Origin of the sequence: Streptomyces glaucus, from assembly GCF_039533365.1 — a bacterium.
Taxonomy (GTDB): Bacteria; Actinomycetota; Actinomycetes; order Streptomycetales; family Streptomycetaceae; genus Streptomyces; species Streptomyces glaucus.
On record NZ_BAAATK010000004.1, the window covers coordinates 157,932 to 183,996 of the forward strand.

Below are 26,065 nucleotides of genomic sequence, written 5' to 3' on the forward strand. Positions count from 1 at the left end.
GTGGCGATCGGTACCGAGCGGTCCGGGTGACGCCTGGCCCGGCGGTCCCAGTGATCACCGTGCGGGTACGAGAGGACGGCGCCGTCCGGGCGGGGCGGGTCCGCCGGGCCGTGCACCGTCCCCGTGGCTCCGAATCGGCATTTTCGGGACGATCGGGCAATTCCTCGCAGGGGGAGAAGCTGCGCGGAGGCCGCTCATATTCGGCCATGGAAAGGGTCGGCCAGGCTGAAACAGCTGCACTTCTGGACGGCTTCATCTCGGGCCAACCGCACGGAACGGCACCCAAAAACGGCCGGCCATTGCATATAAAATTCCCTGTGGTATATTTCTCACGATGCCAGTACGGCCATGGTTTTTCTTTTTGATTTTCAACAGGGGGAATGCTTTTTATGTCAACTGGTCGGTCGTGGGGCAGAAGCGGTCATTGCGGGCTGTGCCCTCGTGCCCTCCTCGCCCACCCGCTCACGCCGCACCAGGGGACCGGAGCGGGCCGGGGCAGGCCGTCCAGCGGACCTGCGCCTCTCTCGTGCGCCACTGCCCCGGTATCCGCCTGAACCATCGTCGCCCGTTCCGCGACTGGGCGGGGACGTCGGCGCGTGTCGACGTGCTGGACGAGTCCCCGCGATCACCTGAGGAACCTTCCGTCACCGGGACGCCTGTCACGGGGCCCCGTGGATGAGTCGTGTCCGCTCGCACACCGGGCGGCCCCGCACGACGGGGCCTGTCCGCCGAGTGACGACCGGAGGGCGATCCCGGTCGCCGGTCTTCGCCCGTGCCGCCGTACCCACCCGTCCGCGGTGCACTGAACGACCCGCTGTTTGAGGGGAATGAATATGGAGATCCACCATTTACGAGCGTTCCAGGAAGTCGCCCGAGTGCTGAGTTTCACGCAGGCCGCCCGGAACCTGTACTGCGCCCAGTCCACCGTGACCGGGCAGATCAAGAGCCTGGAGAAGGGGCTCGGTGTACAGCTCTTCCACCGCAAGGGCCGGTGTCCCATCGAACTGACCGAGGCCGGTGTGCTGCTCCAGCAGCGCGCCGCGCTCATTCTCGAGGCCGTGGATTCGGCCGACCGCGACGTACGCCGGGCGGCCCTGCCCCGCCCCCGGTCCCTGTCCGGCCGCAAGGCCGCCGATACCCTGCGGCTCCAGGCCTGAGGCCGCGAGCGCCGGCGGGCCGGGTCAGTCGGAGGAGAGCTGCAGGGCGGGGAGAATCGTCTCCCACAGCGACGGCACCAGGTCCGCGGCGTGCTCCTCGCCGGTGACGAGCCCGAGTTCCCAGGTGCCGAGGATGAGCGAGATCAGCAGTGGGACCAGCAGTTCCGGCCGGCGGCCGGCATGGATGTCCCCCTGCTCCTGGGAGAGCAGGACGAGAGAGGTCAAGAGGTCGTACAACTCCGCGAGGTGCGGCTCCTCGGCACCCCGGGCCCGGGCCGCCGCCATCTTGAGCCGCAAGCCCGAGAGGAAGCGTATGTCCTCGGCCGTACGCCGGGACAGTTCCAGCAGTAACCGGGTGAGTGTCTGGAGGGCGGGACGGGAGCTGTGGCGGGCGGCGGTCGTCACCTCGGCCCAGCTTCGCTCGAAGTCCTCGATCACCGCCGCGGCGAGCGCCGCCTTCGAGGGGAAATGTCCGTACAGCGCGCCCTTGGTGAGACCGATCCGGTCCGCGACCGACTGGAGATCGGTGTCGGTGAAACCACGTTCTGCGAAGATTTCACCTGCCGCGTTCAGGATGACCGCGTGCGTCAGACGTGCCCTCGCCTGCTTCAACTGGCCCTCCTTGGGGGCAGATGGACCGAATTAATTTCTGCGTTCCGATCTTTTCCGATTCCCTGCCGTTCTTTCAAGCGGCACAGGGGCCTTCCGGTGACAGCGGTGTTAATTCCGCGGGCGTTTCCTCGGCGGGACCGTGCATGCGTTCACGCACGGTCTCCTCAGCCGGGGGCCCACCGGGGAAGCCGTGGGACTGTGGGCGCACCGCGTCCCGGCTCACCAGCGGTGTGTCTCCGCGAAGAAGTCGGCGATCTCGACGGCCTTCCGCTCGGCACGCGCCGTCCGGTGCACGTAGGCACCGAGGGCGAGGTCCAGGATGCCGAGTCCGAAGGGCGAGAAGACGACCGGCTGGTCGTCGGGAACGGACACCTCGCCGTTGAGCACGCCGGCCAGTGTCCCGGTGACGAAGTCCCGGCCGCCCGTGGCCTGCTCGGCCAGGTGCGGCGAGGTGCCGGCCTTCAGGCAGTGCTCGACGTCGTCGAAGAAGTTCGCCGACGCGAGGATCACCTCGGGGGCGAGGTCGCGCAACGACAGGTTCAGCACGACCTGGCCGGGCTTGAACGGGGTGTGCACATAGGGTGTGCCGGCGGTGGTCGTGAAGACGACCGTGTCGGCCGCGAGCGCGGTGCCGAGGTCGCCGGTGCGGACGGCCGTCTGCCCCAGCCGGCCGTTCAGGTGCTCGACCAGTGCCTGAGCGGACTCGGCGTGCAGATCGTGCACCAGGTACTCGTCGGCCTCGCAGCCGGCCGCCTTCAGGTACTCGCAGACGTTGCGGGCGATGATGCCCGCGCCGATCACGGCGACCTTCGTTCCCCGGTACCCGCCCGGACGCAGCGCACGGGCCGCGACGGCCGCGGACGCCGCGGTACGGGCGGCACTGATCTGCGCGGCCTCCAGGCAGGAGATCGGATAGCCGGTCTCGTAGTCGTTGAGGATCAGCACGGCCGAGGCCCGCGGTACGGACTTCTTCGTGTTGGACGGGAAGCTGGAGATCCACTTGATGCCGGCCAGTTGGACGTTCGCACCGAGGAAGGACGGCAGGGCGATGATCCGTGCTTCCGGCTTCTCGGGGAAACGCAGGAAGTAGCTGTCGGGATTGACGGACTCGCCGGCCTCGTGGTCCAAGTAGGTCTGCTTCACCAGGTCCAGGACCGCGAGCCGGTCGCGGGTCAGGATCTCGTTGACCACCGGTCCCGGGACCAGGTCGAAGTCGAACATGAGGGTGTTCCTTTCTGCGTTGTGACGGGGTCGAGCCGTCCGCGCACGTCGGCGGGCCGGCCCTCGCCCTAGGACCGCGCCGGCGGCGCGAGCGCCTCGGGGCCGAAGTGCTCGACGACCCAGGCGTCGTCGTAGACGGTGTCGAGATAGCGGTCGCCCATGTCCGGGGCGATGCAGACCGCGCGCAGGGTGCGCTGCGGGTCGTTCCGCTCCAGCCAGGTACGGGCACCGTCGATGACGGTGCCGGTGGAGCCGCCGAAGAGCAGGCCGCGCGCGGACAGGGCGCGGCACATCCGGACGGCGGCCTCCTCGGGAACGAGGAGCACGTCGTCGAAGGCGTGCGGATCGAGCAACGGCGGTACGACACCCGCGCCGAGGCCGGGTATCAGGCGGGGCGCGGCGGGGGCGCCGAAGCTGACGGATCCGACCGAGTCGACGGCCACGACGCGGGCGGTGCTGCCCGAGTCGCGGAAGTAGCGCACACAGCCCATCGCGGTGCCCGACGTGCCGACTCCGACGAACAGCACGTCCAGATCCGGGAAGTGCTTGAGGATGCCGTGAGCCGTGCCCTCGTAGTGGGCCAGCCAGTTCGCCTCGTTGGTGTACTGGTTGAGCCAGACGTACCGGTCGTCCTCGGCGCAGCAGCGGCGCACCAGGTCCAGCCTGGACTTGAGATAGCCGCCCTCGGGGTCCGGTTCCTCGACCACCACCAGGCGGGTACCGAGGGCCCGCATGACCGATGCCGTCAGTTCGTTGCACCTGCGGTCGGTCACGCAGGTGAAGGGTATTCCCTTCGCTGCCGCGATGACGCTGAGGGCGACGCCCAGGTTCCCGGACGAGGACTCGATGAGGACGGAGCCGTCGCGGAGGACGTCGTCCCGTTCGGCGGCGGCGATCATGTTCGCCGCCGCCTTCATCTTGATGGAGCCGCCGAAGTTGAGGCCTTCGCACTTGACGTAGAGCGCGTGCCCCAGCATGGGTTCCAGGTCGATGTAGAGGTCCGAGTCGACCAGTTCATGCGGTGACCGAATGATGGGCACTGGATGCTCACTCCGCGGTGACGAGGGACGGGTCGGGTCGGCGGTTCACGCGCACCACGGTGGTGGCCCGGGCGAGGAGGTCGGGATTGTGCGAGACGACCACCCAGGCGCCGGGCCACATCCGGGGCACGTTCTGCCAGATGTCGCGCGCCGTCGGGCCGTCGAGCGACGAGTCGCAGTCGTCGACGACGTAGAGCTCGGCGGGACGGCACAGCATGCGGGCCAGGGCCAGGCGCTGGCGCTGTCCGCCGGACAGGCGGCTGGCCTCTCCCGAGTCGAGGAACGTGTCCAGGCCCTCCGGCAGCTCGGAGGTGCCGGGCCGCAGGTGGACCGCGGTCAGAGCCCGGTGCATGCGCTCCTCGGTGACGCTGTCGTCGCCGAGCCTCAGGTTGTCGCGGACGGTGCCGACCACGAAACGGGGCGACTGGCGGGCGTAGGAGACGTGCGGGGTGCCGAGCCGGGACCGGTCACCGGTGATGTCGGTGCCGTTCCAGCGGACCTGGCCCGCCGCGTCGGGCTGGAGCGCGAGCAGCGCGCGCACCACGGTGCTCTTCCCGGCGCCGATGTCGCCCGCGATCGCCACCAGCTGGCCCGGACGGACGGTGAGGTCCACCGGTTCCGGGGCGGGGCCGCCGTCCGGCGCGCTGCGGGTCAGTCCGGTGACCGTGAGCTCGCGCAATGGCTCGACGGGGACCGGGTGGTGCGCGGTGGGCTCCGTGCCGTTGCTCATGGCGGCCAGGCGCTGGTAGGACACCTTGCCGCTCTGATAGCGGGCCAGGATCTTGCCGAAGAAGAACATCTGCTGGCCCAGCCAGCTGGAGTACGTCATGAACAGCACGAGGTCGCCGATGGTGAGGTCGCCCGACCCGATCCGGACGGTCGCGGTCAGCAGCACCACGGCGGTGCCGATCATGACGAGGTTGCGGAACAGGTCGGAGAGCAGGTCGGCGAAGACCTGGTGGCGCTGCTGGAGCCGGCGCCGCTCGGCGAAGCTCCGCTCCAGCCGGGCCATGCGTCCGGTGATGGCGCCGGACAGGCGCAGGTCGCGGATCCCGGTCAGCGTGTCGCTGATCGCGCCGCCGATGAGGCCCTGCTGGACACGGGTCTGTGTCTGAAGCGACGCCACCCGGTTCTTCAGGGTGACCGAGGCGAGCAGGCCACCGAGCAGCAGCACCAGGGGGACCGACATGACGACATCCGTGGCGACCAGCACCGACACCGCGATGACGAGCAGCACCGACCGGTAGATGAGGTCGGTGGTCCACTCCAGCAGGCCGCCGATCTCGTCGGTGTCGTCGCGCAGCCGGTTGATGGTGTCACCGCTGCTCGCCGCCGAGTCGCGGGCCTGCGGCCGGCCGAGCAGACCGGACAGCGCGCGCACCTTGAGCCAGGCGCTGGTCTTGAAGATCAGGACGAAGGTCAGCTGGAGGCCGCCCCACAGCACCACGGCGCGCAGCGCCATCAGCCCGACCGCGAGCGCGAGAAGCCACCAGGTCCCGCTGTCGACGGAACCGGTTCCGGCGCGGTCGATGAGCCGGGAGATCACCAGGCCGAGGAGGAGCGGCAGGGCGTAGACGACGGTCCAGCTCCCGATCGCGGAGAGGTACAGTCCCTTGAGCCGGCGGCCGGCGAGCAGCAGGAACCGGCTGAACGGCTCGGCGCCCAGCGGCTGTCGCGGCTGCCCGTGCACGGTGGTGTCTTCGTGCGGCTTCATCTGGCGACTCCTTCGTGCGGGCGGTCGACGTCCGTGATCCGGCCGCCCGCCATGGCGACGACCCGGTCGACGCCTTTCAGGGCGGCCTGGCGGTGTTCGACCATGACGACCGTGCGGTCCTTCATCACCGTCTCCAGCAGGGCCGACCAGGTCCGCTCCGTGCCGGGGTCGAGCTTGGAGGTCCCCTCGTCGACAACGAGCAGGCCCACCGGGCGGATCAGGGCGCGGGCGCAGGCAACGACCTGCATCTCGCCTTCGGACAGGGCCCGTCCGCCGGCGCCGATCGCGGTGCCGAGCCCGTCGGGCAGTTCACGGATCCAGCCGTCCGCGTTCAGTTGCTCCAGGACCCGCCAGATCCGGTCGTCGGGGACCGAGTCGTCGAAGAGGGCGACGTTGTCGCGCACGGTCGCGGCGAAGACGTGCGCACGCTGGCTCAGCACGGTCAGCCGCGTGGTGAGCTCCTGCGGGTCGATGCGGCCCACGTCCACGCCGCCGATGGTCACCCGGCCCTTGTCCGGGGACACCAGCCCGCACAGGAGGTTGAGCAGGGTGCTCTTGCCGGCCCCGGTCTGCCCCACGATGCCCAGGCTGCGCCCGGCGGGCACGGTGAACGAGACGCCGTCCACCACCGGGCTGTCGCCGTAGGCGAAGCTGACGTGCTCGAAGGCCACCTCCAGCGGTCCCTCGGGCAGTGAACCGGGCGGCAGGGTGTCCGTCGCCCGCTCGGCGACGGGCTCCTCCAGTGTGCGGGCCGCGGCGGCCAGTACGGCCATGGTCTTCTGCAACTCCCCCCACTGGGAGGACATCTCCTCCATCGGCTTCTGCAGCAGGTCCACGTACAGGTAGATCATGGTCAGGGTGCCGATGGAGAGGGATCCCTGATCCAGGCCGCGCAGTCCGAAACCGAAGCCCAGGCCGAAGGCGACGGCGAAGAAGAGCTGGGTGAGCGGCCAGAAGGCGCGACCGCTGATGTAGGCGCGGCCCTCCGTGCGCAGCAGTCCGGCCAGCTTCTCCTCGACGGTGCCGAGGGCCCAACGGGACCTGCCGAGGGGCAGCAGGTCGTCCCGCGCGGCCAGGCAGTCGCCGACGAACCCGAACAGATCGGCCTGCTGTTCGCGGGCCAGTTCCCAGCGGGCGACGGCACGCCGGGCGAGCCTGGTCAGCAGCATGCTCACACCGACGATGAGAACGGCGATGCCCGCTCCGGCGGCGGGCACCGCGACGACCATCACGGTGAGCGTGCCGACGACGACCGCGACGTTGCCGAGCATCTGGAAACCGGACTCGGCGATGCTCTTGCCGACGATGTCGCAGTTGCCCTCGACCTTCTCCAGCACCTCGCCGACGGGACGGCTCTCCACCTCCAGCACCGGACGCTCGACCGCCGCCCGGCGCAGCAGCCGGATCCGCAGGCCGTCGGCGATCTGCCAGGCGCTGCGCACGGCCAGGTAACCGGCGCCGATGCGGGCCGTGCCGCCGGCCAGACCGACGGCCAGGTAGGCGAGGGCGACCGTGACGAGCAGCGACCGGCTGCCGCCTTCCGTGGCGCGGTCGACGAAGTACTGGACGAGCAACGGGCCCGCCAGGGTGGCCAGGACACTGACGATCAGGACGCTCAGGGCGCCGACCACCACCGCTCTGACCGGCCGGATCTGCTGACGCAGCAGGCGCGTCGCCGGACTCTGTGTACGGGTCATCCGATCGGCACTCCAGGCTGCTGCGACGACATCGCTTCTCTCCCTCGTGTGGGACCGCTGCGGACTCGTGCGCAGCCGGACAGAGGAAGAAGAGCAAAACTCATTCGAAGGTTTCAAATGAGATCGGGGATGCCGATCGAAAGCGCCCACCCGAGTCGGTACCGGCAATCCGTTTGATCGGGAAGCCCGATCTTATTTGAATCCCGCGTGAAGGTTTTGCTGTCCTGACGGCCACGGCGGCGGCCACGACGCCTCCACCGGGTGCGCACGCGCACAGTCGAGCGCAGACGCGAATGCCGACAGAGGGGCGACCTTGAACGAGTCCAGCAGGCTGATTCAGCAGCTGATCGCAGAGCGGGCCAGTACCCGGCCGGACGACGTGGCCGTGGTCCACGGCGACGAGCGGCTCACCTACCGGCAGTTGGTCACCCGCGTGCGGTCACTGGCGTGGAGACTGCGCGAGGAACACGGAGTCGGCCGGGACACCTTGGTGCCGTTGCTGTTCGAGCGCTCCCTGGACATGGTCGTCGGCATCCTCGCGGTCATCGAGGCGGGCGGCGCGTGTCTGCCGCTGGACCCCGGACACCCGGCCGTGCGGCACCGCTTCATCCTCCAGGACTGCGGTGCGCGCCTGCTGCTGACCACCATGGACACCCATCCGAGCCTGGCCGAACTGGTGCACGTCCTCGACCTGCGCCGGCCCACCTGGCCCGAACGCCCCGAGGAACTGCCGGTCCTGGGTACCGCGGACGACCTCGTCTACTGCCTGTACACCTCGGGTTCCACCGGTGAACCCAAGGGAGTGCTCATCGAGCACCGGGGTGTGCGCAACGTGCTCCAGTGGGGCAAGGAGTACTTCGGCATCACCCCGGACGACCGGGTGCTGCAGAAGACGACGTACACCTTCGACATCTCCATCATGGAGCTGTTCCTGCCGCTGATCAGCGGCGCACGGCTGGTGCTGCTGGCGCCGGGCGCCGAGACGTCGCCGCCGGCGATCCGCGAGACCGTCGTACGACACGGGGTCACCCTGATCCAGTTCGTGCCGTCGGGGCTCGCCTCGTACCTGGCCGTCATGGGCACCACCGAGCCACTGCCCGGGGTCACGCGCTGCCTCGTCGCGGGCGAGCCGCTCAAGCCCGGCCTGCGGACGACGTTCTACACCTCCACCACCGGCTGCGGGCTGTACAACCTGTACGGGCCCACCGAGACGTCGATCTACGCGACGGCCTGCCTGGTGGACCGCGAGGCACCCGTCACGGTCGGCGGGCCGCTGGCCGACACGACGCTGCTGATCGTCGACGAGGGCAACAAGCCCTGCCCCGTCGGCGTGCCGGGCGAACTGCTGATCGCCGGCGCCGGACTGACCCGTGGCTACCTCAACCGCGACGACCTCACCCGCGAGCGCTACGTCGCGGATCCCACCGGCGGCGGCCGGCGCATGTACCGCACGGGTGACCTGGCGATCCGCCGGGAGAGCGGCGAGATCGACCTGGTCGGCCGCATGGACCACCAGGTGAAGATCCGCGGCTACCGCATCGAGCTCGGCGAGATCGACAACACCCTCTCCGCGCTGCCCGGCGTGCACAACAGCGCCGTCATCGCCACGGAGATCAACGGCCAGCAGGAACTCGTCGCGTACTGGGTCGGTGACGACCGGGCCGACACCGCGTCCCTGCGCGCGGGTCTGCTGGAGTCGCTGCCCGCCTACATGGTGCCCGCCCGGTTCATGCGCCTGGACGCCTTTCCGCTGACCTCCAGCGGCAAGATCCAGCGTGCCGCCCTGCCCGCCCCGGACCTGGACGCCGAGTTCGACGGCACCGCCTACGAGGCGCCGGCCGACGAACTGGACCGCGAGATGTGCGCCGTCCTCCAGGAGGTCCTCGGCTGGGGCCGGGTCGGCCTCAACGACCGGTTCCTCGACCTGGGCGGCGACAGCCTCAAGGCCGTACGCGTCGTCCTGCTCGTCCGCAAGCGCATGCGGCGCGAGGTGGGCATGGACGCGCTGCTCCGCAACGAGACCGTCGCCGAACTCACCGCCCGTCTCCGTGCGCCAGGACGGTCCGGGGCGAGCACCGCGCTCCCCCCGGTCGTCCCCGTCGCCCCCGCCCCGTGGCACCCCCTGTCCTCGGGGCAGCTGTCGATGTGGCTGCTGGAACAGGCGGGCGCCGCCCATGCGGCGTACACCGTCCCCGCCCTGTACGAGCTGCGCGGAACCCTGGACCGCGAGGCCCTGCACGGCGCTCTCGTCGCGCTGCTGGCCCGCCACGAGGCACTGCGGACCGCCTACGGCGAGCTCGCCGGCGTCCCCGTGCAGCAGGTGCGAAAGGACACCACCGTCGACTGGGAGGCGACGACCGCGTCCGACGAGGACGCCTCCGACCGCGCGGTCGCCGAGTTCGTGCAGCGGGACTTCGACCTCGCGGCCGGTCGTCTCGTCCGCTTCCTGCTCGTGGAACGCGCCCCGGATCACCACCTCCTCGTCGTCAGCGCGCACCACATCGCCGTCGACGGCTGGTCCCTGACCGTGCTGATCGACGACGTCATCGGCGCCTACAACGACCTGCTGGACGGCCGGCAGCCCGAGATGCCGGTCCCGGCCGTGCAGTACAAGGACTACGCGCACTGGCAGCGGGGCCTCCTGGACCGGCCGGCCGCCGAGGAGTCGCGCGCCTACTGGCTCCAGCGGCTCGCCGACGCGCCCGAGCCGCTGGACCTGCCCGCCGACCGCGCGCGGCCCGCCGTCCGCAGCTACCGTGGTGCCACCCTGCCCCGTACGCTCGCCGCCGAGCGGCTGAAGGGCCTCAAGGACCTGTGCCGGGAGGAGGGTTCGACTCTCTACGCCGGTGCGAGCGCGGCTCTGCGCGTCCTGTTCTTCCGCTACACCGGCCGGCGCGACTTCGTGCTCGGCACCTCGGCGCTCGGCCGCCCGCTGGAGGCCCTGCACGACCAGGTCGGCTACTACGTCAACAGCCTCGCCCTGCGCGAGGAAGTGCCGGCCGGTACCTCGTTCCGCGCGCTGCTCAAGGCCGTTCAGGCGTCCCTCACCGACGCGGTACGGCACGGCGAGTACCCCTTCGACCGGGTCGTGCACGACAGCGGCGTGATCACTGCGGGCGGCCACAACCCGCTCTTCGACGTCATGGTGATGATGGACCCCGCCTGGGGCACGCCCACCCGCGAGGCGACCGGGCTCCAGGTACGTCACCTGGACCATCCCGTCCACCACAGCAAGATGGACCTCACCCTCTTCCTCAAGGAGACGGACGAGGGCCTGAGGATCACCGCCGAGTACGCCACGGACCTGTTCGACGAGATCCGCGTCGACCGGCTGCTCACGCACTTCGAGACGCTGCTCGCCGGCGTGGTGACCGACCCCGGGGCGCCCGTCGAGGAACTGGAACTGCTGGATGACGCCGAGCGCGAGCTGGTCCTGACCGGCTTCAACGCCACCGACACCGGCTACGAGACGGACACCCCCGTCCACCACCTCTTCGAGCGGCAGGCGGCCCGCACCCCCGAGCGCACCGCCACGGTCGACCAGCGGCGCAGCCTGACCTTCGCCGAACTCAACGCCAGGGCGAACGCCCTCGCCTGGACGTTGCGCGGCAGCCACGACGTCCGTCCCGGGACCCTCGTCGCCCTGTACCTGGAGAGGTCCGTCGACATGACGGCCGCCATCCTCGGCGTGCTCAAGGCGGGCGGCGCCTACCTGCCGGTGTCCACCACCGACCCGGCCGACCGCGTGCGCGCCGTCCTGGAGGACTCCGGGGCCACGCTCGTGCTCGCCGACCCCGCCTACGCCGAGGCACCGGTCCTCGACGGCCGGACCGTCGTGGACGTCACGGCCCTGCCGGCCGGCCCCGCCCGCACGGACGACCCGCCGCGCCTGGCGGGCCCCGGCGACGTCGCCTACTGCATCTACACCTCCGGCTCGACCGGCGTGCCCAACGGCGTCCTCGTCCAGCACCGCGGTCTGGTCAACCGGCTGCGCTGGACGATCGACGACCTCCGGCTGACCGAACGGGACGTCATCCTCCAGAAGACGCCGTACGCCTTCGACGTGTCGGTGTGGGAGCTGCTGCTGCCCGGCATGATCGGCGCACGCCAGGTGATGCTGGCGCCCGGCGGCCAGTCGGACCCCGCGGTGATCCGCGACACCATCGAGCGCAACGGCGTGACAGTCCTCCACTTCGTGCCCTCGATGCTCGGCCAGTACCTGAGCGCGGTGGAGGGCGGATTCCCGGGCGTGCGCAGCGTGGTGTGCAGCGGTGAGGAACTCGGCCGGGACCTGGCCACCCGGTTCCTCGCGGCGACCGCCGGCACCGGTACCCGGCTGCACAACTACTACGGGCCCACCGAGGCCACCGTCGACGTCTCCCTCCTGGAGGTGGACGACCGCCCCGGGCCGGTCACCATCGGCCGCCCCGCGGCCAACACCCGGCTGTACGTACTGGACGACACGGGCCGGCCCTGCCCGGTCGGCGTTCCCGGCGAGCTGTACATCAGCGGCGTCCAGGTCGCGCGGGGCTACCTCAACCGGCCGGAGAAGAACGCGGAGAAGTTCACCGCCGATCCCTTCCGGCCCGGCGCACGCATGTACCGCACCGGCGACCTCGCCCGCTGGCAGGAGAACGGCGAGGTGCTCTACCTCGGCCGCCGCGACCACCAGGTCAAACTGCGCGGCTTCCGCGTCGAACTCGGCGAGATCGAGCAGGCCCTGGCCGACCAGACGGGTGTCGGGCGTGCCGTGGTCCTGGTGCAGAAGGACCCGGCCGGCGCCGAGTTCCTGTGCGCGTACGTCGAGAACGCCACGCCCGCGCAGCCCGCCTCACCCGCCGAGCTGCGCGCCGCCCTCGGGACGCGGCTGCCCGCGTACATGGTGCCGACGCACTACGTGTTCACCGACGCCGTCCCCGTGACCCGCAACGGCAAGGCCGACCGCCGCGCCCTGCTCGCCCTGGGCGAGGCCGCGCAGGTCGCCGGCGGCGAGTACGTCGCGCCGCGCACCGACGTCGAGCGGCGGCTGGCCGGGATCTGGACGGACCTGCTGCCGGTGGCACGGGTCGGTGCGGCGGACGACTTCTTCTCGGTGGGCGGCAACTCGCTCAGCGCGCTCCAGCTGTCCACCCGCATCAGGCGGGCGTTCGGCGTCGAACTGAAACTGGCCGCGCTGTTCACCCACCGGACCGTCACCGCCCAGGCCGAGCTGATCGGCGGGTCGGCGCAGGGCACGGCGTCCGCGCCGGTCGTCGCACGCGTACCGCGCGGCGAGCGGCACGTCCTGTCGTTCGCCCAGGAGAGGATGTGGTTCCTGCACCAGCTCGAACCCGACAGCGGCGCCTACAACATCCCCGTGCTGGCACGGCTCGACGGCGCCCTTGACGCCGAGGCGATGGGACGGGCCGTAGCCGACCTGGTGGCCCGGCACGAGATGCTGCGCACCACGTTCAGCAGCGAGGGCGGCGACGTCTTCCAGACGGTCCGCGACGACCTGCCCGTCCCCTACGAGGTACGTGACCTGTCGGCCCGTCCGGCCGAGGCCGCCCGTGCCGAGGCGGCCAGGCTGGTCCGCGAGATCGCCGCCGCGCCGTTCGCCCTGACGGACGCCGCGCCGCTGAGGGTCGTGCTCCTCAGGACCGGCGCCCAGGAGTCACAGCTGCTGGTGGTGGTCCACCACATCGCGGGCGACGGCTGGACGCTGCGCCTGATGATGCAGGAACTCTCCGGCCTGTACACGCGGCAGGCGTCCGGCACCGGCGAGCCACTGCCCACCCCCGCGGTGCAGTACATCGACTACGCGGCCGCCGTGCGCGGTCCCGAGTACCGGGCCGCCGTCGACAGCGACCTGACGTACTGGGTGGACCGCCTCACCGACGCGCAGCCCCTCGAACTCCCCACCGACGAACTGGACGAGGCGGCACGCGGCGTGGCCGGCGGGGTGACGACGCTGCGGGTCGCCGGCGACACCGGCCGCCGGGTGCGGGAACTGGCGTCGCGCACCGCGACCACCCCCTTCGAGATCACCATGGCCGCCCTCGGCCTGCTGCTGTCCCGGCTGAGCGACCAGCAGGACGTGGTCGTCGGCTTCCCGGTGGTCGGCCGGCCGGGCATCGAGCTGGAGAAGACGGTCGGGCTCTTCCTCAACACACTGGTGCTGCGCACCGACCTGACCGGCGCCCCGGCCTTCACCGGACTCCTGGAGCAGGTCAGCACCAGGGTGCGGGAGGCGTACGAACACCAGGCCGCGCCCTTCGAACTGCTCGTCGAGCGCCTCAACCCGGTGCGTGACCTCGAGCGCACCCCGGTGTTCAACGTGCTGCTGAACTATCTGGGCGACCTGCGCGAGGACCTGGCCCTCGACGGCGTCAGCGCCGAAGTGGACGACCACGCCTTCGATCCGCTGGCCAAGTTCCCGCTCACCTTCTACGTCCGCGACGAACCGGACGGCGGCATGCTCATCGAGGTGGTGTACCGCACCGACCTGTTCTCGGCCGCGCGCGCCGAGACGATGGCGGCCCAGCTGGCCCAGCTGCTCGCCCTGGTCACGACGGACCCCGGGCAGCCGATCACCTCGTACGCCCTGACGGCCGGCGCCGCCGGAAGCCGCCGGGCGGCGCTCGCCGCACCGCTGGACGCGCCCGAGCAGCGGCCGGTGACCGAGCTGATCACCGCCGTCGCGGGACGGCACCCCGACCGGGTCGCCGTCCAGCAGGGTGACAGCACCCTCACCTACGGCGAACTGGTCGCCCGGAGCGAGGCCGTCGCCCGCCGGCTGGTGGCGCGCGGTCGCGGGGCCGGTGACGTCGTGGCGGTGACCGGCCCGCGCGGCATCGGTTTCGTCGTCGGGTTGCTGGGCGTGCTGCGCAGCGGCGCGACCGCGTTCCCGCTGGACCCGGCGCTGCCCGAGGGACGCAGGCGACACCTCCTCGAGATCGGCAGGCCCGGCCTCTTCGTCAGGATCACGGACGGTGCGCCGGACGCCGAGGCCCCGGTGACCCCGTCCGGGGACCCCGTCCAGGAGACCGTCGAGGTCGACGCCCGGGGCCTGGGCCCGCAGGACGCGGCCGACCCGGTCGCGGCGGACCTGCCCGAGGTGTCCGCGGCCGACCCGGCCTATCTCTTCTTCACCTCCGGCACCACCGGTCTGCCCAAGGGCGTGCTCGGCCGGCACGGCTCGCTCGGTCACTTCCTCACCTGGCAGGCCGCCGAGTTCGCCATCGGCGAGGCCGACCGGTGCTCGCAGCTGACCAGCGTCTCCTTCGACGTGATGCTCCGCGACACGTTCCTCGCCCTGGTCGTCGGCGCCACCGTGGTGGTGCCCGAGGCGTCGGACGAACTGGGCGGCAAGGCCGTCTTCCGCTGGCTGGAACGTGAACGGGTTACCGTCCTGCACGCGGCCCCGACCGTCCTGCAGACCTGGCTCCTGGACGCCCCCGAGGAGGTGCGCCTCGATGCCCTGCGGCTGACCTTCTGCGCGGGCGAGCCCCTCAAGGCGGCCCTGGTGGAGAACATCCGCGCGCGCTGCCCGCGCACCGAGGTGGTGAACCTCTACGGACCGACCGAGACGACACTGGCGAAGTTCTTCCACCGTGTCCCGGACGGGCCGCTGCCCCCGGTCCTCCCGGTGGGCACCCCCCTGCCACAGACGCAGGGCCTCGTCCTGCGGGGCAGCGGTGCGGACACCGTGCTGTGCGGCGTGGGCGAACCGGGCGAGATCGTCATCCGCACGCCGTTCCGCACCTTCGGCTACCTCGACGACCAGCGGTCCACCGACGCGAGCTTCGTCCGCAACCCGCTGCGCGAGGACCCGGACGACCTGCTGTACCGCACCGGCGACATCGGGCGGCTGCGCCCCGACGGTCTGCTGGAGATCCTCGGCCGCGCCGATCACCAGGTGAAGATCAACGGAGTGCGCATCCAGCCGGCCGAGGTGGAGAACGCCCTGACCGGTCACCCGGCCGTGGCCACCGGCATCGTCATCGCCCACAAGGACGAGAACGGCGAGGCCCACCTGGTGGCCTACGTCGTCCCCGAGGGCCCGGGCCGGGACGGCCGGGCGCTGGCCGAGACGCTGCGCGCCCATCTGACGGGCCTGCTGCCGCGGGCCATGGTGCCCGGCGAGTACATCACCCTGGAGCGCATCCCCACCAACGCCAACGGCAAGCCCGACCGAGCGGCGCTGCCCGCGCCGCGCTTCGCCCGGGAGGAACCGCCGAGGGCCGCGACACCCCCGCGCTCCGAGGCCGAACGCCGCATCCGCGACGTCTGGACGACCGTCCTCGAGCGTGCCGTGCCGGGAGTCGAGGACGACTTCTTCGAACTCGGCGGCACCTCACTGAAACTGCTGCGCCTGTACGCGCTGCTGGAGGAGCGGTTCCCCGGCACCTTCCGGGTCGCCCAGCTGTTCGCCCACCCCACGATCGCCAGGCAAGCGGCGCTGGTCGCGCCCACCACCTCCGAGTCGGAAGACGAGGTCACCGAGCATGAGTTCTGAGATCACCGCGAGCGGCACCCCTGGCGGCCCCGCCTCGGCGGCCGGGACCGGCGGCACCGGCCGGGACATCGCGATCATCGGCATGGCGGCCCGGCTGCCCGAGGCGGACGACGTCCGGCAGTTCCTGCGCAACCTGCGCGAGGGCCGCGACAGTGTCCGCGAGCTCACCGCGGACCGCATCGGCCGGACCTCGCTTCCCGCGGACGAGCAGTACCAACTCTGCGGCTTCCTCGACGACATCGACTCCTTCGACCACGCCTTCTTCGGCATCTCGAAGGGCGAGGCGCAGAACATGGCGCCGGAGCACCGGCTGCTGCTCCAGACCGCCTATCAGGCGGTCGAGAACGCCGGCTACGCCCCCGCGTCGCTCGACGGCGTACGCGGTTCCGTGTACGTGGCGGACACGAAGATCGAGTACGACCGGTTGGCCCGCGATCCCGAAGCCACCATGGTGATGGGCACCCACGTGTCCGCCATGGCCGGGCGGCTCTCCCGCTTCTTCGGTCTGCGCGGCACCTCCGCCATGGTCGACTCGGCCTGCTCCTCCGGCCTGCTCGCCGTGCACCAGGCGGCGCACGACCTGATCCTCGGGGAGAGCGAGCTGGCCATGGCGTGCGGAGTCAGCCTCAACGTCCTGGCCGACCACAGGACCGGCGCTCTGGACATCGGCATCCGCTCGGCGGACGGCAAGGCCCGCGCGTTCTCCGCCGACGCCTCCGGCACCGGCTCGGGCGAGGCCGTGGCCGCCGTCCTGCTCAAGCCGCTCCACGCGGCACTGCGCGACGGCGACACCGTGCACGCCGTCATCAAGGGCACCGCCGCCAACAGCGGCGCCTCCCGCTCCAGCACCCTGACCGCTCCGGACAGCGCCGCCCAGGCCGAGGTCATCGAACTGGCCTGGCGGAAGGCAGGCATCGACCCGACGACCGTCTCCTACGTCGAAGCCCACGGCACCGGCACCCGACTCGGCGACCCGATCGAGATCGAAGGACTCGATCTGGCCTTCGGGCGGGTGACCGAGCGGAAGAACTTCGTCGCCGTGTCCACCGTGAAGTCCAACATCGGCCACACCTGGAGCGTCTCCGGCCTGGTCGGCCTGATCAAGGCGGTCCTCGCCCTGCGTACCCGGCAGCTTTTCCCGAGCCTGCACGCCGCCGAACTCAACCCGCTGATCGACTTCGCGAACTCCGCCGTGTCCGTCACACGGGAACTCACGCCCTGGGAACCGGCCGCCGGTTTACGCCGGGCGGGCGTCAGCGCGTTCGGCGTGATGGGCACCAACGTGCACGCCGTCCTGGAGGAAGCGCCTCCTGCCGCGGCCGGCCGCGCGCGGAACCCCGCGGCTCGGTACTTCGTCCCGCTGTCGGCGAAGAGCCCCACGGCGCTCCGGGCCAACGCCGACGCACTGCGGCACTGGATCGAGGACCGTTCGGACCTGGACCCGGCGGACGTCGCCCACACCCTGACCGCGGGCCGCGACCACCACCCGCACCGCCTCGCCCTCACCGCGAGCACCCTGACCGAACTCACCGAGGCACTCGCCGCCGCGGCGGAACGGGCGGCCTCCGCCGAGCCCGCCGGGCCGGTCACGACGGCACTGCTGGTATCCGGCGTGAGCCAGGCCGCTCCCGGCCTGGTCGTCGAACTGCGTGCCGCACACCCGCACTTCGACGAGCGGTACCGGCAGGCCATGGACGCCGGGTCCGCGTGCGGCGTGCGGGACGAGCAGTTCGCGTTCCAGTTCGCTTTCCTGAGCCTGTTGGGCCACATCGGTCTCGGCTTCGAGCACGTCGTCGCCCAGAACGCCGGGAAGCACGCCTGGGACGCCGCCAACGGCCGCGTCGACCTGGCGGAAGCGCTGCGGCGCGCCGCGAGCGAGGACCAGACCGTGCCCGCGGACCTCGACCAGCGCGTCGACCGGCTCCTCGGCAAGCTCACCGGCACGCAGCACGTGCTGTTCATCGAGGCCGGACCGCTGTCCACCATCTCCCGGGCGCTGACCGAGCGGGCCGGCGACGGCTATGACGTGCTGGCCGTGGACGAGTCCGGACTCGCCGGCTTCCTCGGCGCCCTCTACACGGCGGGCGTCCGGTGCCGCTGGGACGCCTGCGCCGGTCCGGGCCGCCGTGTCGAGCTGCCGTCGTACCGGTTCGACCGCATCCGCTGCTGGCTCCCCGACGACAAGATCCGCACCCGCGTCACCGAGACGGCGTCCGGCGCCGCGCAGGCCGACGGGACGACACCGCTGGAGGCGGTGACCGCGGTCTGGCGGGATGTGCTCGGGCTGGAGTCGCTGAAGCCGGACGCGTCGTTCTTCGACCTGGGTGGTGATTCGATCAGCGCCATGCAGGTCATGGGCCGGCTGAGCGGGCTGTTCGGTGTCGAGCTGGACGAGTACGCGATCTTCGACCACGAGAACCCACAGCAGCTCGCGGACTACGTCCGGGCCGCCCTGCCGGCGTCCGGCGCCGCGCAGGCCGACGGGACGACACCGCTGGAGGCGGTGACCGCGGTCTGGCGGGATGTGCTCGGGCTGGAGTCGCTGAAGCCGGACGCGTCGTTCTTCGACCTGGGTGGTGATTCGATCAGCGCCATGCAGGTCATGGGCCGGCTGAGCGGGCTGTTCGGTGTCGAGCTGGACGAGTACGCGATCTTCGATCACGAGAACCCCCAGCAGCTCGCGGACTACGTCCAGAAGGCCGTTCCCGCCGCGACCGTCGCCCCGGCCGGGGAGACGGCCCCCTCGACGGAGCCGTACCCCGCTTCCCCCGCCCAGCTGAACATCTGGCTCGCCTCCCAGTTCGAGGGAGGTTCCGCCGCCTTCAACCTGACCCGCAGCTTCCGCCTCGACGGACACGTGGACACGGACGCCCTGCGGCGCGCCCTGGACGCACTGGCCCAGCGGCACGACGCGCTGCGCACCACCTTCGCCTTCACCGACGGCGGGCTCACCCAGGCCACCACCGCCGCCGAGGGCTTCATCGCGCCACTCGTCCTGGAGCGGTTCGGCGGCCCCCGTCCGGACGACGCCCGCATCGCGGAAGCCGTGCGCCCCTTCGCGTCGACCCCCTTCGACCTGGCCACCGGCCCCCTCGTCCGCGCGCAACTGGCCACCTTCGGCGGCGACGAGCACGTCCTGACGCTGAGCACGCACCACATCGTGGCCGACGGCTGGTCACTGGAGCTGCTGGTCCGCGACCTGTCCGCGTTCTACGCCGCCTTCGCGAACGGCGCACCGCTCGACCTGCCCCCGGTCGAGGCCGACTACCGCCACCACCACATCCAGGAGAAGCAGCGCGCCGACGAGCGCCGGGCAACGGCGTCGGCCTACTGGCGGGAGCAGTACGCGGACGTGCCCGCGGCGATCGACCTGCCCGTCCGCTCCGGAGTCGGGGGAGAGGCGTTCAGCGGCGCCTACCGTGACTACGCGTTGCCCGCCCGGCTGTGGGAGAGGCTGAAGCAGTTCGCCAGGGCCGAGGGCGGCACGGTGTTCACCTCGGTCGTCAGCGCCTTCGCGGCGCTGCTCGCCCGCTACACCGACGAGGGCGACCTGGTCCTCGGCACCTCGCTGAGCGGTCGCGGCAGGCAGAGCACCGAACAACTCGTCGGCATGCTGGTCCGCACCCTGCCGCTGCGGCTCCAGGTGGACGACGAGGCCGGCTTCCGGGACATGGTCGCCCAGACCCGCGCCCGGTTCACGGAAGGCGCCCGGCACGGCGACCACCCCTACGAGGAGCTCGTCCAGGACCTCCAGCGGCGCGGGCTCACCCACGCCTCGCACCTGTTCGACGTACTCATCGAGTTCGAGCAGTTCGCCGGCGACGGCGAGCAGGCCCTCCACGCGATGGCCAGTGACCGCCTGCGCGTCACCCCCCTGGACGTCACCCTCCGGACCAGCGTGTTCCCGCTGAACATCATGCTCGCCGAGCAGGCCGGCACCCTGGAGGCGGCCATCCGCTTCGACACCCGCCTGTTCGACACGCGCACCGTCGACCAGCTGTGGGACTCCTTCACCGGCCTGCTCACGGCCGTCCTGGAGCGCCCGGACGCGCCACTGCGGCGACTTCCGCTGCTGACGCGGGAGGAGGAGCAGCGGGTACGCACCATCGGTGCGCACACGTTCGACTTCGACGCCTCGCTGAAGATCCATGCGGCGGTCGAACGGTTCGCGCGCACGCACCCGGACCGCGTCTGCCTCGTGGCCGGCTCCGAACAGCGGACCTACGCCGAGCTCAACGCCCGTGCCAACCGGCTCGCCCGCTACTTCCGGGACGAACTGCACGTGCGGACCGAGGAAGTCGTGGCCCTGGTGATGGACCGCTCCCTCCTCACCGTCGAGTCGATCCTCGCGCTGTGGAAGTGCGGGGCCGCCTACATGCCGGTCGACCCGGGCTACCCGCCGTCGTACGTGACGTCGATGCTGGAGTCCTCCCAGGTACGCGTCGTCGCCCTCGACCCGAACCGGATATCGGCCGAACTGCGCGGTCACATCGGCGACGGGCGCACCGTGGTGGAGCTGACCGGCACCACCGGCGCCGGACTCGACAGCGACGACCCGGGCATCACCACCGACGACTCGGCGATGTCCTACGTCATCTACACGTCGGGCTCGACCGGTGTGCCCAAGGGCGTGATGGTCGAGCACCTGGGCATGCTCAACCACCTGCACTCCAAGATCGACGACCTGGCGCTGAACGAGCACAGCGTCGTGGCGCAGAACGCGTCGAACAGTTTCGACATCTCGGTGTGGCAGATGTTCGCGGCGCTCCACGTCGGCGGAAAGACGGTGATCTACGACGCCGCGCTGCAACTCGATCCGGTGCGTTTCGGTGAACGCGTCGACGCCGACGGCATCACCGTCCTGGAGGTCGTCCCCTCCTACCTCGACACCATGCTCGACACCTGGGCGCGGGCCGGCCGCCACTTCGACCTGTCCGCCCTGACCCATCTGATGGTGACCGGCGAGGCCGTCCTGCCCCGCTCGGTCAACCGCTGGCTGACCCACTACCCGCACGTCCCGGTCGTCAACGCCTACGGTCCCACCGAGGCGTCCGACGACGTCACGCACCACGTGATGGCCGAGCCCGTCACCACGGACACCGTGCCCCTGGGCAAGCCCGTCCACAACACGCTGATCTACGTCCTGGACGAGCATCTGCGGGTCTGCCCGCAGGGGATGAAGGGCGAGATCTACGTTTCCGGCATCGGCGTCAGCCGCGGCTACCTCAACGCGCCCGAGCAGACCGCCCGTGTGTTCCTGCGGGACCCGTTCCAGCCGGAACGGCGCATGTACCGCACCGGTGACGCGGGCCGTTGGACCGCTGCGGGCACCCTGGAGTACCTGGGCCGCACGGACAGCCAGGTGAAGGTGAGGGGCTTCCGCATCGACCTCGGCGAGATCGAGCGCCGCGTGGACGCCTGCCCAGGAGTGAAGGCCGCCGCGGTCGTCGTGCGCGCAGGCGCCAAGGACCGGCTGTGCGCCTACGTGGTCCTGGAGCCGGGCACCACGGTCGCCGAATGCCGCACCCGGCTGCACCGCGAACTGCCCCACCACATGGTGCCGGGAGACTTCGTCGAGATCGACGGCATGCCGCTGACCTCCAACGGCAAGGTCGACCGCAAGTCCCTCGCGCGCCGCGAGCTGCCGAGCGGGCACACCAGCGGGGCGGTCGCGCCGCGCACCGAGGCGGAGCGGGTGCTCGCCGACATCTGGCGCGAGGTGCTCGACACCGAGGAGGTCGGCGTCACCGAGCCGTTCTTCGAGATCGGCGGCAACTCGCTGCGGGCCATCCAGGTGCTGTCCCGGATCCGCAGCCGCCTGGGCGTGGCCCTCGACCTGGAGGTCCTGTTCGCGCAGCCGACCATCGCCGCGCTGGCCGCCGCCCTGCAGCACGCGGAGGGCGACGACGAGGCGATCGTCAGCCTCGGCGGCCCGGGCAGCTACCCCGTCGCGCACACCCAGACCCTGCTGCTGCGCGCCGAGGAGACCTACAGCCGGCCCGACGCGTTCCACCGCAACGACCTGTACCGGCTGACCGGCGACGTGGACCCGGCCGCCCTGGAGCGCGGCTTCGCCCGGCTCGTCGAACGGCACGAGGCACTGCGCACCACGTTCGCCCGGCGGGACGGCCGGTGGACGCAGATCGTCCACGAACCGGGCGCGCTGCCGCTGCCGTTCGCTCTCCACGACCTCACCGGCCGGCCGGCCGCCGAGGCCCGCCGGTTCGCCGAGGACCGGATCCGCGTGGCCTTCTCCGTTGCCGACGAGCCGCTGATCCGCGCCGACCTGCTGCGTACGGACGAGAACTGGCTGCTGGTGACGTCCATGCACCAACTGGTCTCCGACGGCCGGACCGTGGACGTACTGACCGAGGACTGGCTGACGCTGTACGACGCCCTGGTCGACGATCGCGACACGCAACTCGAACCGCTCCCGGTCCAGTACAAGGACACGGCCCAGTGGCGCAACGCCCGTATGACGGGGGAGCGGGAGGAGGAGCACCGCCGGTTCTGGACGGCCGAACTGGCGGGCGCCGGTTCCGTCCTGGACCTGACCACGGACCGGCCGCGACCGGCGCGCACCTCCTTCCCGGGGGGCCGGGTGCGCCGCACGGTGCCCCAGCTGGCCTCGCGCCTCGCGGACCTGGCGAGCGCCCACGCGGTGACCGAGTTCGTCGTCGCCAAGACAGCGGTCAGCCTGCTGCTGGCAGCCGAGACCGGCCGCACCGACATCACTGTCGGCACCTACACGCGCGGCCGCAACCGCCTCGAGTTCGAGAACCAGATCGGCTTCTACATCAACACCGTGCCTCTGCGCACCCGGCTGGAGCCCGACGACACCGCCGGCTCGGTCCTGCGCACCGCCCAGCGGGACGTGCTGCGCGCCTTCCAGCACGAGGAGTACCCGTACGAGTGGACGATGCGGGACCTGGGCTGGGAGCGCGGCCCGGACCGCAGCCCCGTCTTCGACGTGATGGTGGCCATGGACCTGGCGGAGGCAGCCGAAGCGTCCGGCCCGGGCCGGCACCGGCTGGAGTTCGAGCGGCTGGAGCTGCCCCGCCGCGCCAAGGAGGCCGACCTTCAGTTCGTGTTCGACCGCACCGCCGACGGCGGCATGGAAATCGCGGTGACCTACGACTCCGAACTGTTCGACGCCGCCCGGGTCGAGCACCTGGCCGAGCGGCTGGAGCAGGTCGTCGAAGCCCTCGCAGCCGACCGGCCGCTGGTCGACATCCTGACGCGAACTCCCGCCTCGGCTGAGTAGCCACCGAAGAGCCCGGTGCCGCCGCGTCCGTGACGCGGCGGCACCGGGCTCATATCCGTGAGGTGATCGTCTTCAGCACCTGGGGGAGCTGCTCGTCGACGAAGAAGTGGCCACCGGGCAGGACCCGCAGTTCGAATTCGGCCTGTGTCTCCTCTTCCCACCGGGCGACGGTGTCGACGGCCACCTGCGGATCCCGGTCACCGGCCAGCGCGACGACGGGGCAGGACAGCCGGGGGCCCGGTGCGTACGCGTAGTTCTCGAGCATCCGGTAGTCCGCACGCAGCGCCGGCAGGGCGAGGCGCAGCAGCGCCGGGTGTTCCAGGGCCGCCGCCGTGTCGCCGGACAGCAGTTTCAGCTCCCGCACCAGCACGTCGTCGTCCGCGTCCCGAAGCGACGGCATGCCCGGCGGGGGCCAGGGCAGCGACGGCGCCTGACGTCCCGACACGAAGAGCGCGACGGGCCCCCGGCCCTCCTTCTCCAGCCGGCGCGCCGTCTCGAACGCCGGCACCGCCCCCATGCTGTGCCCGAAGAGCCCGAGCGGCAGACCGTCGCCGTACGCGGCCGACACCTCCCGCAGCACGGCGTCCACGATGATCTCCACCCGCTCGGCACACGCCTCCCGGTACCGGTCCTGCCGGCCCGGGTACTGCACGGCCAGCGCCTGTACGCCGGCCTCCGCCAAGCCCGCCGACAGCAGGTGGTACGCGCTCGCCGAACCTCCCGCATGCGGAAAGCACACCAGCCGCGCCCGTGCCTGCCGCGACGGATGGAAACACCGTGCCCACTTGCTCACCGACTACCTCCCATCACCCCTCACCCTCACGTTAGCCCCCTCGGCGAGGACTACTGGGTCGCGCCCTGCGCGAAGCCGGCGCCCGGCACAGAACGGGACGGAAAACCCGCGGCCACCACGCAGTCACGGCAGCGCGCCGGTTGTCACAGAAAACCCTCCCGTCTCCTTGTCGAGGGCGTCGAGGGCGTCGAGGGCGTCGAGGACGAGCTTGGACCGCTTGCTGGTGGTGGCCGGCCGGCCGGCGATCGTCCGGGAGAACACGTCCCCGAGGAAGGCGACGTAGACGATGCCGGACCAGGTGGAGACACCGGTGAAGCCGGCGACCCGCCGCTCGTTCGGACGGGACGCGGTGAAGTCGCGTTCCAGCAGGTCAGAGGTGCGCTCATGGCCGTCGTCGCGGCTGGTGGTACGGATCTTCCTCCCGCGTCGGGCACCTTCGAGGCCGAGGTCGCGCATCAGTGGGGCGGCCGTGCGGCGGGCCGCGGGGATGCCCTCGCGGTGCGGCTGCCGCCGGACCTCTCGCACGGCGTCCACGCCGATGTTGTCGACCTGGGCCTTGCGGACCCACGTCCGCGCCGTCTCGGCGGAACCGATGCCCAGCTTCGCGGCGACCGCCTTCAGGGCGGCCCACTCGGTCGGGTAGTCGGGGCGGACCTCCGTGACTGTGCGCACCGCACGCTCACGAAGCTCGGCAGGACGAGGGGAAGGGCGGGTCATGACTCGATCCTCTCTCAGGAATCGAGCCTCCATCGGACCCGGAGCGTTTCACCCTGTCGCCGGCAGCAGGCCGAGGGTGTCGGTGACGATGCTCCGCCTGCGGCCCACGATCCTCTTCGCCGCGCCCGTGCCCTGTCCGGCGGCCGATGTTCAGGGCGTGCCGGCGCCGCTCGGCCCGCCAGGCGCTCACCACCGGCTCGGTCAACGCCCGGCGGGCATCGGACAGATCACTGGGACACGCGCGACGTTCGGCCATGACCTGGGCACACCACCGCCCGGGGGTGTGCGCCCAGGCGGGCGGCGCGACCGCAGGAGCACGCCCTGCCGGCGTCTCGGGAGGAGACGGACCGGCCTGTGGAGGGCGTTTGCGGTGTCGCTCATGAGAGGGTCAGGCGGCCGGCTTGGTCAGGTAATCGCCGTGCTCCAGGTCTTCGAGCAGGGTCGGGTGGGTGGGCGACCAGCCGAGCAGCTCCTGGGTGTGAGTGCTCGAGACAGGCCCGTCGAAGCCGTAGGCGGTGGCCATGAACGGGCTCACGAAGTGCGTGGCGGCCTCGGCGGGGGTCAGCGAGACCGTGGGCAGATCCAGGCCCCGGGCGATGGTCTCCGCGATGCTCTTCAGGGTGACGCCGCTTTCGGCCACTCCGTGCAGCACGCTGCCTGCGGGTGCCTTCTCCAGTGCGAGGCGGAACAGGACCGCCGCGTCGAGCCGGTGCACGGCAGGCCACCGGTTGGTGCCGTCGCCGACGTAGGCCGACACGCCGGTCTTTCGCGCGGTGGCGATGAGCATGGGGATGAAACCGCGGTCTTCGGGACCGTGGACGGTGGGAGCGAGGCGGACCACGCTCGCGCGCACTCCTCTGGCGGCGAAGCCCAGGCACGCTCGCTCACCGGCGATGCGGAAGGCGGCGATCCCGGCCGTGTCGGGCTCGTCCTTCTCGGTGGTCTCCCGGCCGGCGGGCATGACCAGGGTGCCGGAGGTGATGACGAGCGGCTTGCCCGAGTGTTCCAACGGCCGGCCGAGCGCCTCGATCGCGGTCCGGTCGCGCCTCATCATGTCGTCGGGGTCGGAGAAGTCGCCACCGTAGGCCATGTGCACGACCCCGTCGGCGGCTTCGGCGCCGCTGCGCAGGCTGTCGAGGTCGTCCAGGGATCCGCGGTGCGGTGTGGCCCCCAGTGACTCCAGTCGGGCGGCGGCGGCATCCGAGCGTGCCAGACCGGTGACGGTGTGGCCGGCCGCGATGAGCTCGGCGACGACGGCGGGGCCGGTCTGGCCGGAACCGCCGGTGACAAATACATGCATGGGACACCCTCCCGTTTGGCGCCAGTCACTGGCGCTATGTAGCGTCAGTCACT

The 26,065-nt window shown here is 71.3% G+C and carries 11 protein-coding genes; 3 read left to right on the top strand and 8 right to left on the bottom strand.

The annotated features are described in order from the left end of the window. Positions 1-833: 833 nt before the first annotated feature. The gene (locus ABD363_RS04760; protein WP_344600075.1) at positions 834-1,157 is read left to right on the top strand and encodes a LysR family transcriptional regulator; all 324 of its coding nucleotides are present in this window, start codon (positions 834-836) and stop codon (positions 1,155-1,157) included. A gap of 24 nt (positions 1,158-1,181) precedes the next feature. Here the strand turns inward: ABD363_RS04760 and ABD363_RS04765 are convergent, their stop codons facing one another. The 5 genes from ABD363_RS04765 to ABD363_RS04785 all read right to left on the bottom strand — a co-directional run bounded on the left by ABD363_RS04765 (position 1,182) and on the right by ABD363_RS04785 (position 7,441). Continuing rightward, positions 1,182-1,769, bottom strand: coding sequence for a TetR family transcriptional regulator (locus ABD363_RS04765; RefSeq protein WP_344600076.1), 588 nt, complete (start codon positions 1,767-1,769; stop codon positions 1,182-1,184). Between the two features lie 219 nt (positions 1,770-1,988). Next, positions 1,989-2,990 carry a 2,3-diaminopropionate biosynthesis protein SbnB gene (gene sbnB, locus ABD363_RS04770; RefSeq protein ID WP_344600077.1) on the bottom strand — a complete coding sequence of 334 codons (1,002 nt, stop codon included), beginning with the start codon at positions 2,988-2,990 and terminating at the stop codon, positions 1,989-1,991. Positions 2,991-3,058: 68 nt separating this feature from the next. After that, positions 3,059-4,030: a 2,3-diaminopropionate biosynthesis protein SbnA gene (sbnA, locus tag ABD363_RS04775; RefSeq protein ID WP_344600078.1), complete on the bottom strand. Its 972-nt coding sequence runs from the start codon at positions 4,028-4,030 to the stop codon at positions 3,059-3,061. Positions 4,031-4,037: 7 nt separating this feature from the next. Continuing rightward, positions 4,038-5,744 (bottom strand): ATP-binding cassette domain-containing protein, encoded by a 1,707-nt coding sequence (locus ABD363_RS04780; protein ID WP_344600079.1) that lies wholly within the window; start codon positions 5,742-5,744, stop codon positions 4,038-4,040. Next, positions 5,741-7,441 (bottom strand): ABC transporter ATP-binding protein, encoded by a 1,701-nt coding sequence (locus ABD363_RS04785; RefSeq protein ID WP_344600080.1) that lies wholly within the window; start codon positions 7,439-7,441, stop codon positions 5,741-5,743. Before ABD363_RS04785 ends, ABD363_RS04780 begins: the two co-directional genes overlap by 4 nt. A gap of 313 nt (positions 7,442-7,754) precedes the next feature. Here ABD363_RS04785 and ABD363_RS04790 point away from each other — a divergent pair, with 313 nt between their 5' ends. Together ABD363_RS04790 and ABD363_RS04795 are read left to right on the top strand one after the other, a co-directional pair. Further along, the gene (locus ABD363_RS04790; protein ID WP_344600081.1) at positions 7,755-15,938 is read left to right on the top strand and encodes an amino acid adenylation domain-containing protein; all 8,184 of its coding nucleotides are present in this window, start codon (positions 7,755-7,757) and stop codon (positions 15,936-15,938) included. Then, entirely contained in the window at positions 15,928-23,202 is a 7,275-nt protein-coding gene (locus tag ABD363_RS04795) for an amino acid adenylation domain-containing protein (RefSeq protein ID WP_344600082.1), read from the top strand. The genes ABD363_RS04790 and ABD363_RS04795 overlap by 11 nt, the downstream gene beginning before the upstream one ends. A 49-nt stretch (positions 23,203-23,251) precedes the next feature. Here the strand turns inward: ABD363_RS04795 and ABD363_RS04800 are convergent, their stop codons facing one another. From ABD363_RS04800 to ABD363_RS04815, 3 genes are all read right to left on the bottom strand, one after another. Beyond that, positions 23,252-23,995 (bottom strand): thioesterase II family protein, encoded by a 744-nt coding sequence (locus ABD363_RS04800; RefSeq protein WP_344600083.1) that lies wholly within the window; start codon positions 23,993-23,995, stop codon positions 23,252-23,254. A 123-nt stretch (positions 23,996-24,118) separates the two neighbouring features. After that, positions 24,119-24,667, bottom strand: coding sequence for a hypothetical protein (locus ABD363_RS04805; RefSeq protein WP_344600084.1), 549 nt, complete (start codon positions 24,665-24,667; stop codon positions 24,119-24,121). Positions 24,668-25,100: 433 nt separating this feature from the next. Continuing rightward, the gene (locus ABD363_RS04815) at positions 25,101-26,012 is read right to left on the bottom strand and encodes an SDR family oxidoreductase (protein WP_344600085.1); all 912 of its coding nucleotides are present in this window, start codon (positions 26,010-26,012) and stop codon (positions 25,101-25,103) included. Positions 26,013-26,065: the final 53 nt, after the last annotated feature.

Coding starts and splice junctions, on each gene's coding strand:
- ABD363_RS04780 (WP_344600079.1), bottom strand. CDS start 5,744: ATGAAGCCGCACGAAGACACCACCGTGCACGGGCAGCCGCGACAGCCG.
- ABD363_RS04760 (WP_344600075.1), top strand. CDS start 834: ATGGAGATCCACCATTTACGAGCGTTCCAGGAAGTCGCCCGAGTGCTG.
- ABD363_RS04815 (WP_344600085.1), bottom strand. CDS start 26,012: ATGCATGTATTTGTCACCGGCGGTTCCGGCCAGACCGGCCCCGCCGTC.
- sbnB (WP_344600077.1), bottom strand. CDS start 2,990: ATGTTCGACTTCGACCTGGTCCCGGGACCGGTGGTCAACGAGATCCTG.
- ABD363_RS04795 (WP_344600082.1), top strand. CDS start 15,928: ATGAGTTCTGAGATCACCGCGAGCGGCACCCCTGGCGGCCCCGCCTCG.
- ABD363_RS04785 (WP_344600080.1), bottom strand. CDS start 7,441: ATGACCCGTACACAGAGTCCGGCGACGCGCCTGCTGCGTCAGCAGATC.